Annotated in this window: 12 protein-coding genes; 10 read left to right on the forward strand and 2 right to left on the reverse strand. The window is 35.3% G+C overall.

Going from position 1 to position 11,649, the window contains the following annotated elements; all coding sequences use genetic code 11:
* The first annotated feature begins 73 nt into the window (after nt 1-73).
* From AC5P2S_RS11415 to AC5P2S_RS11460, 10 genes are all read left to right on the forward strand, one after another.
* Nucleotides 74-733: a YceI family protein gene (locus tag AC5P2S_RS11415; protein WP_494554925.1), complete on the forward strand. Its 660-nt coding sequence runs from the start codon at nt 74-76 to the stop codon at nt 731-733.
* 145 nt (nt 734-878) lie between these two features.
* Nucleotides 879-1,889 (forward strand): phenylalanine--tRNA ligase subunit alpha, encoded by a 1,011-nt coding sequence (pheS, locus tag AC5P2S_RS11420; protein WP_494554926.1) that lies wholly within the window; start codon nt 879-881, stop codon nt 1,887-1,889.
* A 188-nt stretch (nt 1,890-2,077) separates the two neighbouring features.
* Nucleotides 2,078-3,802 carry a sensor histidine kinase gene (locus tag AC5P2S_RS11425; protein WP_283418088.1) on the forward strand — a complete coding sequence of 575 codons (1,725 nt, stop codon included), beginning with the start codon at nt 2,078-2,080 and terminating at the stop codon, nt 3,800-3,802.
* A complete protein-coding gene (locus AC5P2S_RS11430; protein WP_283418087.1) occupies nt 3,802-4,440 on the forward strand; it encodes a response regulator in 639 nt (212 codons plus the stop codon). Before AC5P2S_RS11425 ends, AC5P2S_RS11430 begins: the two co-directional genes overlap by 1 nt.
* A gap of 520 nt (nt 4,441-4,960) precedes the next feature.
* Nucleotides 4,961-5,248 carry a hypothetical protein gene (locus tag AC5P2S_RS11435; RefSeq protein WP_494554927.1) on the forward strand — a complete coding sequence of 96 codons (288 nt, stop codon included), beginning with the start codon at nt 4,961-4,963 and terminating at the stop codon, nt 5,246-5,248.
* Nucleotides 5,249-5,410: 162 nt separating this feature from the next.
* Nucleotides 5,411-5,728 carry a GNAT family N-acetyltransferase gene (locus AC5P2S_RS11440; RefSeq protein WP_283418085.1) on the forward strand — a complete coding sequence of 106 codons (318 nt, stop codon included), beginning with the start codon at nt 5,411-5,413 and terminating at the stop codon, nt 5,726-5,728.
* A 13-nt stretch (nt 5,729-5,741) separates the two neighbouring features.
* A complete protein-coding gene (locus AC5P2S_RS11445) occupies nt 5,742-6,269 on the forward strand; it encodes an NADPH-dependent FMN reductase (RefSeq protein WP_494557027.1) in 528 nt (175 codons plus the stop codon).
* Nucleotides 6,269-6,481 carry a (4Fe-4S)-binding protein gene (locus AC5P2S_RS11450; protein ID WP_283418084.1) on the forward strand — a complete coding sequence of 71 codons (213 nt, stop codon included), beginning with the start codon at nt 6,269-6,271 and terminating at the stop codon, nt 6,479-6,481. The genes AC5P2S_RS11445 and AC5P2S_RS11450 overlap by 1 nt, the downstream gene beginning before the upstream one ends.
* A 1-nt stretch (nt 6,482) precedes the next feature.
* The gene (locus AC5P2S_RS11455; protein WP_494554928.1) at nt 6,483-6,881 is read left to right on the forward strand and encodes an OsmC family protein; all 399 of its coding nucleotides are present in this window, start codon (nt 6,483-6,485) and stop codon (nt 6,879-6,881) included.
* Nucleotide 6,882: 1 nt separating this feature from the next.
* Nucleotides 6,883-7,164 carry a GNAT family N-acetyltransferase gene (locus tag AC5P2S_RS11460; protein ID WP_494554929.1) on the forward strand — a complete coding sequence of 94 codons (282 nt, stop codon included), beginning with the start codon at nt 6,883-6,885 and terminating at the stop codon, nt 7,162-7,164.
* A 226-nt stretch (nt 7,165-7,390) separates the two neighbouring features.
* Here AC5P2S_RS11460 and AC5P2S_RS11465 read toward each other — a convergent pair whose 3' ends face one another.
* Both AC5P2S_RS11465 and AC5P2S_RS11470 read right to left on the reverse strand, forming a co-directional pair.
* Nucleotides 7,391-9,808 (reverse strand): DUF5916 domain-containing protein, encoded by a 2,418-nt coding sequence (locus tag AC5P2S_RS11465; RefSeq protein ID WP_494554930.1) that lies wholly within the window; start codon nt 9,806-9,808, stop codon nt 7,391-7,393.
* A gap of 114 nt (nt 9,809-9,922) precedes the next feature.
* A complete protein-coding gene (locus AC5P2S_RS11470; protein ID WP_494554931.1) occupies nt 9,923-11,593 on the reverse strand; it encodes a glutamine--tRNA ligase/YqeY domain fusion protein in 1,671 nt (556 codons plus the stop codon).
* Nucleotides 11,594-11,649: the final 56 nt, after the last annotated feature.

Here is an 11,649-nt window from a genome sequence, read left to right on the forward strand (position 1 = left end):
GTATTTTTGGAAGTATAATAATTTTATTATTTTAGCAAAGAACGTAAAACTAAGTAACAAATAAAACTTTAAAATGAAAAAAGCAACTTTAATCTCCGCATTATTAATCATTTCGGCTTCTGCATTGGTTATTTCTTGTGGAAAGGACAAACCAGTAACCAGCGAGAGCAACGAGGTATTGACGACCAATGACGGACAAATCTATGTCGTGGACACCCTCAACAGTAAAGCGGAATGGAAAGGATTCAAAGTTGTAAAGTCTGACAATACAAGCCACATCGGAACTTTGAAATTTGAAAGTGGCGAAGTGACCGTAAAAGACGGCAAGCTGGAAAGCGGGCAATTCGTGATTGATATGACTTCTATTGCGAATGAGGATTTGAAAGATTCGGAAAGCAATGGAAAATTAATCGGTCATCTTAAAAGCGCTGATTTCTTTGATGTAGAAAAGTTCCCGACTGCATCTTTTGAAATTACGAAACTCTCCGAAGCACCTGCAGGAAGCGATTACAACACAGTTCTGGACGGCAATCTGACTTTGAAAGGCATTACAAAGCCGGCCACCTTCAATGCAAATGTAAAAATAAAAGGCAGTGAATTGAGCATCGCAACCGAACCAAAAGACATCAACAGAGATGAGTTCGGAATCAAATTCCAGATGCCTGCTGCAGAAGGTCTGATTAAAAATGAAATCAATGTTCAGATGAAAGTGAAAGCGATTGAGAAAAAATAATTTGTCTAAGATTCAATAATAATTATTCGACCCTTTCAGAGTTTAAAACTCCGAAAGGGTTTTGTTTTAAATAAAATTGTTTTATATAAGCCGTTTATTTTTATTTTAAAAATCGTATTTTTGCAGTCTATTTTTATAAGAAATAATGCTAGAGAAAATTGATGACCTTCTGATAGAAGTACAAAATTTCCAATCTTCTGCAAAAGATGAGATCGAACAATTCCGATTAAAATTTAATGGAAAAAAAGGAATCATGAATGATTTTTATGATGCCCTTAAACAAATCCCAAATGAGCAGAAAAAAGATTTTGGACAGAAAATCAACATCTTAAGAAATGCTGTTAACGGAAAACTGGAGGAACTTAAATCTTCTTCGGAAAGTAAAATTATTCTTGAAAAAGAGGACCTTACCAGACCGGCTTTTCCTTTGGAATTAGGCTCTCGTCATCCTATCAATCTGGTTAAAAATAAAATCATTGACATTTTCAAATCGATCGGTTTTGCAGTAGCAGACGGACCGGAAATTGAAGACGACTGGCATAACTTTACCGCACTTAATCTTCCGGAATACCATCCGGCAAGAGATATGCAGGACACTTTTTTTATCGAGCAGAATCCTGATGTTCTGTTGAGGACACACACTTCATCGGTTCAGATCAGATATATGGAAAACAATGAACCGCCAATGAGAATCCTCGCGCCGGGAAGAGTTTTCAGGAATGAAGCGGTTTCTTCCCGCTCACATTGTATTTTCCACCAGATAGAAGGTTTGTATATTGATGAGAATGTGAGTTTTGCGGACCTTAAACAAACCATTCAGTTCTTCACAACGGAACTTTTCGGGAAATCAAAAATCAGAATGAGACCTTCTTATTTTCCTTTCACCGAACCAAGTGCCGAAGTGGATGTCTATTGGGGACTGAACTCAGAAACCGATTACAGAATTACCAAGGGAACAGGCTGGCTGGAAATCATGGGCTGCGGAATGGTTGACCCTGCGGTTCTTAAAAATGTGAATATTGATCCAGACAAATACTCAGGTTACGCTTTTGGGATGGGAATCGAAAGAATTGTTATGCTTCTTTATCAGATGAGCGATATCAGAATGTTCTTTGAGAATGATATCAGAATGCTGGAGCAGTTCAAAACGTTATAATTATATAATACATATTAATACTATCCTGTAAATATAGTTTTACAGGATTTTTTATTAACTTTATATAAGTTATATGTATATTCATTAACTATGAATTTTGTAAAGCAATACAATTATTAGATTTTTTATTTTTGCAGATTATGATTATCAGTAATTCAAAAATTTAAAAACTTAATAACACACAAAATATGAAATCAAATTACCCGAAATCTATAAGTTTCAGATTTAGAAAAACAGTTCATTATTTTCTTATATTTTGTATATTATTAATCCAGATTATATTAGCCGGCTTTTTCTATAACGAATTCATGTCCAGAAAGAATCTGGCTTTTGTTGAAAATCAGTTAAAAGAAATCCATTCACTGGAAAATTTAACAGATGATTCTAAGAAAGAGCTTCTAAATTCTCAGGATCATTTTCAAAAATACCTTATTACTAATGATAAAAAATACCTGGATTCTTATTTCGAATCTGTAAAAAGACTCACAAAAAACCTGGACAGTATCAACAGCTACAAAAATCCAAGGTTGGAGAATATTCTCTTACCTCAAAAAAAGGATTCGTCAGAGTTCAAAAAACTGAAAATGCTGGCAGATTCTACCTATCAGTTTTCTACAAAATCATCTTTCAAGATTGGAGAGGATGCGCCACAATTCAAAAAATACAATTTCGACAACTATAATTATGAGAAATTTGACATCCAGACCAAAACGGTTTCTGACACTGTAAAAAAGAAAGGCCTATTTGGACGTTTGGGAGATGCAATTGCCGGAAAAGTTGACGTACAAAAAGAAAGTACAATAATCACGGTAAAAAACGGAGGATTGACAACTGGTGAAAAAATCAAGTCTGATATGGACAGCATTGTGAAAACCATTAACAATCATTATTCCAAGGAAGTTCAAAAAGTCCAGGTTAATATTACCCGGAACAAAACTCACAGCAACAGGTTCTATAAGATTTTCAACAATCTTTTGATCTATGGTAATGATCTGATGAGCATCTATGATTCTGCCATAAAATCTTCTAAATCCGAACTGGAGAAAGAATATGAAAAACAAACTTCCGAAAGTAATAAAATAAGGATGTATCTGGTTTTTGGTGCGATGATCCTGATGTTTATCGTGTCCATATTGATTATGTATTTTACCAGAATCGCCTTCATCTACGAAAAAAGATTGAACTCTGCCAACAAACAAATCAATGAAAACCTTAATTTTAAAAACAGAATTTTAGGAATGCTAAGTCACGAATTGAGATCGCCTTTGAAAATCATCGGCATTTTTATCAATAGGATCAATAAAAAGACCAATGACGAAAGTATCAAAGAATATCTGAAATCAATTAGCTTCACCAATAACTCATTATTGTTACAAGCCAATCAAATCCTGGAATATACCAAAAATCAACACAAAGAAAATAAACTCGTTCCGTCGTTATTCAATCTTAAAAATGAAATAACGTCGATTCTGACTTCTATTGAACCTTACATCGAAACGAGAAGTAACAAATTCGTTATCCATGAAAATATCAATCCTGATCTGGAGGTTTTCTCTGACAAGGCAAAAATCAATCAGATTTTCATGAATATCCTCGGAAATGCTAATAAGTTCACAGAGAACGGACAAATCAGCGTTGACACAAGGACAGAATCTGTTGATGAAAATACAGTTCGTCTGGTTACATCAATCAGCGATACAGGCGCAGGGATTTCGGAAACGGATTTGGAAAAAATATTCGAACCATATTATCAGGGAGTATTATCAGAAGATGTGGAAAATCTTGGTGCAGGTCTTGGATTAAGCTTATGCAAAGAACTTGTAGAGCTATATTCCGGAAACATCTCTGTTAACAGCGAACTGAATAAAGGAACAACAGTAAAATTTTCTATTAATTTAAATATTAATAAATAATGTCAGAAACCAAAACCACTTTTCTGCTTGCTGACGATCACAGCCTTATAAGACAAGGGCTTGTCTTTATGCTGGAAGAGATTGGTTCGGATTACGAAATTCTTCAGGCGACCAATCTTTCACAGATTTTGGAAACTGTAAAAGCTAATGAAATAGATTTTGCTATTATAGATGCTCATTTTCCGGACGGAAACAGTTTATCAATTTTACCAAAGATAAAAGAAATCAATCCCAACATCAAGATCATGATTTTTACAGGTATTGATGAGGCTACCCAATCTCTTAAGTTCATCAATGCCGGCGCCAATGGATTTCTAAGCAAGCTGAGCGAAGAAGAAGAGATAAAGCAGGCTATTTTAAGAATGTTACGCTACGGCCAATATATATCGCCCGTGACTCAGGAACTTCTCATGAGCTCCATGAATAATCCTCAACTTATTAATCCGCTTAAAAGCTTAACAGAAAGAGAAATTGAAATTGCAGAATTATACGCAAAAGGCTTAGGAAATCTGGAAATTGCGAGCAGATTAGACTTGAAGCAAAATACCATCAGTACGGTTAAAAAGAGGATTTTTGAAAAGCTTAATATCGAAAATATTGTAGAATTGGCAGAATTAATTAAAAATAATCATGATTAATTCAGATACAATTAATAATCTTCACTTATACACTTTTTGCTTGTAGAAAAATATCTACAACTCCTTCGACATACATCTATTGTGTTTTCTTGTATAGAATATCGATTTACTGATATTTTTGTATTAATAAAAGTCAACAATTATAACCAATCTACAATAATTATAATTTGGAACTTTTTGATTCTGAAAACACACATAATGAAATTAATATCTTTTTTACAGAGCCAACTGGCTCTGTAAAGGATATTAAGTATCTAGCTATGATTTCTTACAATAGATATGCAGTACTATTAATGCACTTCTTTCCAGGTAAGAACTCAAATTTAGATTAACTAACACTACAACTAAAATGAAAATGAATAACCGAAAAGAAATCGCATTTGCGATGTATGGATTCGTCCTTATTATCTTATTGGATATATTGTTTTTGTTATTTGCAAAAAAATTTATTGCAATTGATAAGGTCTTGCTGTACAGCTGCTTTTTTGTTGTATTTATGTTTTGTACATGGAGATTGATCATGTTAAAGACTTTCTCATTAGAAGTCTCGGAACATATTCTTTCCATAAAATACAGACATCCTCTTGTACCGAATCATCATCCTGTTTTGGAAGTACCTTTAAGAAAAGTTATTTTCTTAAAAGTAGAAAAAGGTATTATTAATTACATTATGATAATCAGTATCAATACGAAAAGAGGAATGAGAAGTTTCTATTACAGATTAGGAAATTTACCTGAACATCAAGGGGATAAGTTCAAAAAAATGTCTGATCTTATTTCTTATGTAAAAGCAGAACATGAATTATAAAAACACAAATCAATTATATTAACCTCAAATCCTGTGGAGTCTTCACAGGATTTTTTATTTGAATTTGTACTAGCATACAGAAAATATCCTACATCAATTTCCAGCAATTCCGGTTTGCATAATTTTGAACCAAATAATTACTAACTTTAAAGAAATAAAATTATGAAACCAGAATTTGAAAATATTCCGCTTGTAAAAAACGAAACTAAAAAACGTTTCGAAATAGAAGTTAACGGACATTTTGCTTTTATCAATTATGGAGAAAGAGAACATCAGATCGCGCTTGTCCACACAGAAGCGGAACCGGAATTAGCGGGAACAGGAGCAGCAGCAGCTGTTGTAGAAAAGACATTACAACTCATCAAAGATAGTGGTAAAAAACTATTACCATTTTGTCCATACGTTTTTGCTTTTATCAAGAAACATCCAGAATGGAAAGCAATAGTAGATGAAAAATTCGGAGGGTACGACCAACTTTAAACCAATCTCAACTATGAAAATATTTGCATTTGCAGGAAGCAACTCCTCCACGTCTATTAATAAACAACTGGTGAAATTTGTTTTGAAAAGTTTTCCAAACGAAGAAATCAATCTGATTGACCTTAATGACTATCTGATGCCTATTTTTTCCGTCGATTTGGAGAAAAATGGTTTTCCGGAAGAAGCTCACAGATTCCTGAAAAATATTGAAGAATGTGATGTTATTATCTGTTCTTTGGCAGAAAACAATCGTTCTTACAGTGCTGCTTTCAAGAACATCTTTGATTGGGCTTCCAGAATCAATGTTAAGGTTTTTCAGGATAAGCCGATGTTCCTGATGACCACTTCACCAGGCGGTTATGGTGGAGGCAATGTCATGGCAGAAGCTGCAAAGTTTTTTCCAGCATTCGGTGCCGACATCAAAGAAACTTTTTCCCTTCCGAAATTCTATGAGAATTTTGATGCGGATAATGGCGTCATCGAACCTCAACTTTTAAATGAACTTAATTCTAAAATTGAAAACTTCAAAAATCAGATCTAATGGAAACCCACGAATATAAGACAGGCGAAATCACCATTCTCTGGAAACCAAAATTATGCATCCATGCAGGAGTTTGTGTAAAATCTCTTCCAAAAGTCTACAATCCGAAAGAAAGACCTTGGATAAAACCTGAAAATGCTACAACGGAAGAACTGAAAGAACAACTGATGAAATGTCCATCCGGCGCATTGAGCTATAAAACCAATTCGTAAAATGGGAGTAACAGTAAAAGCAAGTCTGGGAACAGAAAAATATTATACGGAAGTAATAGCCGGAGAAAACAAAATTATCACGGATGAACCGATTGATAAAGGAGGTGGAAACAAGGGATTCAATCCATTTGAAATTTTAGCAGCATCTCTGGCAAGTTGTACTGCTGCAACACTTAGAATGTATATCGATCGAAAAGGCTGGGAAATCCCACAGATCAATGTAGAAGTGGAACTTGAAAATTACCCCCAGACAAAAGCCGCACAGTTTTGCAGAGTGATTGATTTTGGAATAACCGAAATCAGTGAGGAAATAAAAGATAAACTTTTCAAAATTGCAGACGCCTGTCCGGTTCACAAAATATTAACCAACGACATAGAAGTATTAACTAAAATCCATTAAAATGCTAGAAATAACACAAAATAACCGGGAAACAAAAGGAGAATTCGTGGCAACATTTGACGGAAGACCTGCAGGATTAATGACCTATTCCTGGGCCGGAGACGATAAGATCATTATTGACCATACAGAAGTGGAACCAGCCTACAACGGAAAAGGTGTTGGTAAAGCTATGGTTTACAAAGCGGTAGAATATGCCCGAGAAAACAATCTGAAGATCATTCCGCTTTGTCCTTTTGCAAAAGCAACTTTCCAGAAGAACGAAGAGATCAGAGACGTTTTATAATTAATGATGGATGATTATTAATGTATTAATGTATTAATGTCTTATCATTTATTACAGAAACACCATTTCAAGTTTGAAATGGTGTTTCTGTTTCAAATGTCCGCAGCCCGGCCTGAGTGGAGCTCTTTTTGACATTGCGATTCTTGAATAGTATAAAAGATTGATTCATTTCTTTCGCTATGTCAAAAAAGCGGGAACGGAGGACGGATTAAGCTGTCCAGATTATCTAAAACCAGTTTTTCATCCTGTTATAATCTAAGAAATAGGTAATCCTTAGTGAAAAATTGTTAATCATGGGCGCATTGAAAAGTTCATCGAAATTATTTTTAAATTTCATTCTGGACATCTCCAGATAATTGCTGGTTGCGTTTCTGTAAAGCAGAGTTAACTGGCTTCCAGGTGCAAACCACCAGGAATACCTCAAGTCAACGTTCCAGGAATTGTAAGTCCCATTAAGATTTGGATTATAAGATGTATTGGAATCCAGACTCCCATCGTTATTCAGAATGTAAAACTGCTTGTAAGTAACATCGGAGAAATAATGCCTGAATGCCAATGCCAAAGTCATTTTTTCGTTGAACGTATATTGCCCTGTAATAGCATTTTCATAAGTATTTCTCTGTCTCCTTCCCATATAAATATTGCTTGCATCTTTGCCGGAAAATCCCACTTCATTATTACTGAAAACCGGATTGAATTGCCAAATTATTTTCATTTTATCGGAAGCTCTATAACGCAGATACAATGACGGAACAACATAGTTTCTTCCTTTTTGATCATAAGCATAATAATCCACATTGATATTGTACTGAAGTTTTTTACGGCTATCACTTTCGAACCAAAGCCAACTGTCAAAATATCCGGGAACTCTCAAATATCTTCCAAATGTTCTTGGTTCATAGATATCCTTTTCTCCATATGGTGTAAACTCTACGCCTCCACCGAAACTCTGGAATTTTTTGTTCGTAAATGAATTGTTGTGATTAAAGACCAGTTTCTGATTCAGGAACGACTCTAACCTGTGATAATAATTCAAATTGAAATTGAGATACATATTATTCAATTTTCCGGTCGGCTGAAGGATTCTGTATCCGTACCATACGTTGTGATTTCCGTAATTGGTTTTGGTAGAAAAACCAAGGTCGTTGATATCCCAATCTTTGCTGACGTAATTGGCATTGATTTCAAATCTATTTTTACCGGAAAATTTTCCAATGCCAATCGTTCCTCTGTTTCCAAACTTCGTCTCATCGTTCATCACCCAGCTTCCTTTGAAGTTCCCGTAATAGTTGTAAGTATTCTTTTTGTTGGCAATATTCCATAATAATCCGGTGGCATTAGCGTCACGGAAATCTCCAGACCTTGTCGTATTCGTGTTGACTAATGTGACAGATGAGTTATCACCAAATCGCTGGTCAAAAACCAAAACATTATAATTGGTCCAGGGTTCCACCACTTCTTTTCTTATTGCACCGGTTTCATTATTGAGGATTGTGGCTTCCATTTTTTCCGTCACTCCGTTGAAAATCCCAATTCCCAAACCTTTTTTTGTTCTTCCAGAAATTTTGAAAGCATTGAATAATTTTACTTTTCCAGGATATTCGGTGACGGTTTCTTTTTCTTCATCAATGATTGGATATCTCGACGGACTTCCGCCAACTCTTCGGGAATAGAACATATCACCTTTGCTGAACAATTCCGTTCCTTCCATAAAAAATGAACGTTGCTCGGCAAATTGTTGTTCAAATGGCGTCAGATTAAGAATCGAATTATCAAAATTAGCTTGTCCAAAATCCGGGATCAAGGTCATATCGAAAGTGAAAGCATCATTAATTCCGTATTTCAAATCCATCCCACCATTGACATTCATTTCCGTTTTGCCGTCAAAATTATTAACATAGGTCGAAAAATAGGGTGTGAAAGATAATCTGGTTGGTGTTTTGATATCAGTAACGCCATTCAGAACGCCATCATATAACGTGTAATTTCCTTTCTGATTATCGACATGATTCCAATCATACATCGTGTTGGTCCTTTTAATTTTCCGAATCATATTAAGGCCAAATTCCTGCATTTCTTTTTTAGGAAAACGCAGCTCAAAAAAAGGAATCTTCATTTCAACAGCCCAGCCTTTTTCATTGATCTTAACGGCACTGTACCAAACCGCATTCCAGGACATATCTTCGTTTTCAGTGGTCAATTTTCCATCTACCTGAACGCCGGCCGCAGTCACAATAAACTCCAGACTCTGCTGATGGTCGTTATATCCGTTAATGATGATTCCGAAAAAATCGTCATTGGCAATGTTATCTCTCTCGGTTAATTCTTTTAAAATTTTTGAAGGTTGTGGGTCATACATTTGAGCAGCAATGTATAATCCTGTATCGTCATAAAGAAATTTAACCTCAGTTTTCAAACTGTCAGCCTGAGGTTTTCCGTTGTTAGGCTGTCTTTCTACAAAGTTGGTAGCAACAGGAACGTTTTTCCAGATCTCATCATCCAAAATCCCATCTATTTTAACTGACTGGTCTTTCTTTATTGCTTGTAGTTTTTTGCGAAAAATACTATCAGAAGCAATAGTTTTCTGTGCGGAAATCTGCAAAAAAACAAATATCAGGATCAAGATACAAAATTTAGTTTTCATAGTTTTCTGTTGCTTGATGATAAGACAACAAGCAATTTATTTCTGTTACATCAAAACAAAAAAAATCAGCCAAATGACTGATTTTCAAATTAATATTTTATTTAGTTCTCAAATTTAAGGTTTATAACCATCTTTAAGCGTAACTGTTCTGTTGAAGACCAACTTATCATCAGAAGAATCTCTGTCCTTGATGTAGTATCCGATTCTCTGGAATTGGAAATGGTCATCCAAAGTAGCTTCTTTAAGGCTTGGTTCTGCAAAACCGTAAGATACTCTCAAGGATTGAGGATTCACAAATTCTAAAAAATCAACTTCTTTTTCTGCGTCAGGCTGTTCCGTAGTGAACAATCTTTCATAAGTTCTGATTTCGATTGGCAAAGCGTGTTTTGCAGAAACCCAATGAAGTGTTCCTTTCACTTTTCTAAGACTTGCTTCGGTTCCGCTTCCTGATCTTGAATCTTCATCATAAGTTGCAAAAATTGTAGTGATTTGACCTTTTTCATCCTTCTCTACTCTTTCAGCCTTAATAATATAACCCGCTTTTAGGCGAACTTCTCCACCCAATTTTAAACGGAAGAATTTCTTATCAGCCTCTTCCTGAAAGTCTTCTCTCTCGATGTAAAGCTCTTTTGAAAACGGCACCTGTCTTGTTCCAGCATTTTCGTCCTCAGGATTATTTTCAGTTTCCAGCCATTCTTCCTTATCATCAGGATAATTTTCTATGACAAGTTTTACGGGATTTACAACTGCCATTACTCGGGTTGCAATCTTGTTAAGGTCTTCTCTTACAAAAAATTCCAACAATTGTATATCAATAAGATTCTCTCTTTTTGCAACTCCGACTCTTTCGATAAAGTTTTTGATTGATGTTGGTGTATAACCTTTTCTTCTCAGTCCGGAGATTGTCGACATTCTTGGATCGTCCCAGCCTGTTGTTATACCTTCTTGAACTAATCTTTGTAATTTTCTTTTGGAAGTCACCATATAAGAAACGTTCATCCTGGCAAATTCTCTTTGCTTTGGTGCTACTTTTCCGTCATCATAGACCTGGTCAAGATACCACTCATAAAGTGGACGGTGATTCTCAAATTCCAATGAGCATAATGAATGTGAAATTTGCTCAATATAATCAGATTCTCCATGCGCCCAATCGTACATCGGATAGATTTTCCATTTTTCTCCTGTTCTGTGATGTGGCTTTTTCAGGATTCTGTACATCACAGGATCACGCATATTCATATTTGGAGAAGCCATATCAATCTTTGCACGCAAACTCATCGCTCCTTCTTCAAATTCTCCATTTTTCATTTTCTCAAAGAGTTCAAGACTTTCTGCAACTGGACGATCTCTAAAAGGTGAGTTAACTCCTGGTTCAAAAGGATTTTTTCTTTGCGCCGTGATATCCTCGGAAGACTGCTCATCCACATACGCTTTCCCTTGTTTGATCAATTCTAAAGCCCAAACATATAATTGCTCAAAATAATCCGAAGTGTATAATTCCTGATCATATTTGAAACCCAACCAATCGATATCCGCTTTGATAGAATCTACAAACTCCTGTTCTTCCTTTGCTGGATTGGTATCATCAAAACGAAGGTTAACCGGTGCATTATATTTTTGCCCCAATCCAAAATTGATACAAATTGCTTTTGTATGGCCAATGTGAAGATAACCATTAGGTTCCGGCGGAAAACGGAAACGCAACTGTGACGTTTCCAAGCCATTTTCCAAGTCATCTTCTATAATTTGCTCAATAAAATTGAGTGATTTTTTTTCTTCTTCCATAATCTGAACGTGAGGTGCAAATTTAATTTAATTTCCCCGAAAAATAAAACGATTCT

The organism is Epilithonimonas sp. 33E (assembly GCF_059372615.1).

Bases quoted from the DNA above. Each gene is read 5' to 3' on its own strand.
- AC5P2S_RS11415 (WP_494554925.1), top strand. From the start codon at position 74: ATGAAAAAAGCAACTTTAATCTCCGCATTATTAATCATTTCGGCTTCT.
- pheS (WP_494554926.1), top strand. From the start codon at position 879: ATGCTAGAGAAAATTGATGACCTTCTGATAGAAGTACAAAATTTCCAA.
- AC5P2S_RS11425 (WP_283418088.1), top strand. From the start codon at position 2,078: ATGAAATCAAATTACCCGAAATCTATAAGTTTCAGATTTAGAAAAACA.
- AC5P2S_RS11430 (WP_283418087.1), top strand. From the start codon at position 3,802: ATGTCAGAAACCAAAACCACTTTTCTGCTTGCTGACGATCACAGCCTT.
- AC5P2S_RS11435 (WP_494554927.1), top strand. From the start codon at position 4,961: ATGTTAAAGACTTTCTCATTAGAAGTCTCGGAACATATTCTTTCCATA.
- AC5P2S_RS11440 (WP_283418085.1), top strand. From the start codon at position 5,411: ATGAAACCAGAATTTGAAAATATTCCGCTTGTAAAAAACGAAACTAAA.
- AC5P2S_RS11445 (WP_494557027.1), top strand. From the start codon at position 5,742: ATGAAAATATTTGCATTTGCAGGAAGCAACTCCTCCACGTCTATTAAT.
- AC5P2S_RS11450 (WP_283418084.1), top strand. From the start codon at position 6,269: ATGGAAACCCACGAATATAAGACAGGCGAAATCACCATTCTCTGGAAA.
- AC5P2S_RS11455 (WP_494554928.1), top strand. From the start codon at position 6,483: ATGGGAGTAACAGTAAAAGCAAGTCTGGGAACAGAAAAATATTATACG.
- AC5P2S_RS11460 (WP_494554929.1), top strand. From the start codon at position 6,883: ATGCTAGAAATAACACAAAATAACCGGGAAACAAAAGGAGAATTCGTG.
- AC5P2S_RS11465 (WP_494554930.1), bottom strand. From the start codon at position 9,808: ATGAAAACTAAATTTTGTATCTTGATCCTGATATTTGTTTTTTTGCAG.
- AC5P2S_RS11470 (WP_494554931.1), bottom strand. From the start codon at position 11,593: ATGGAAGAAGAAAAAAAATCACTCAATTTTATTGAGCAAATTATAGAA.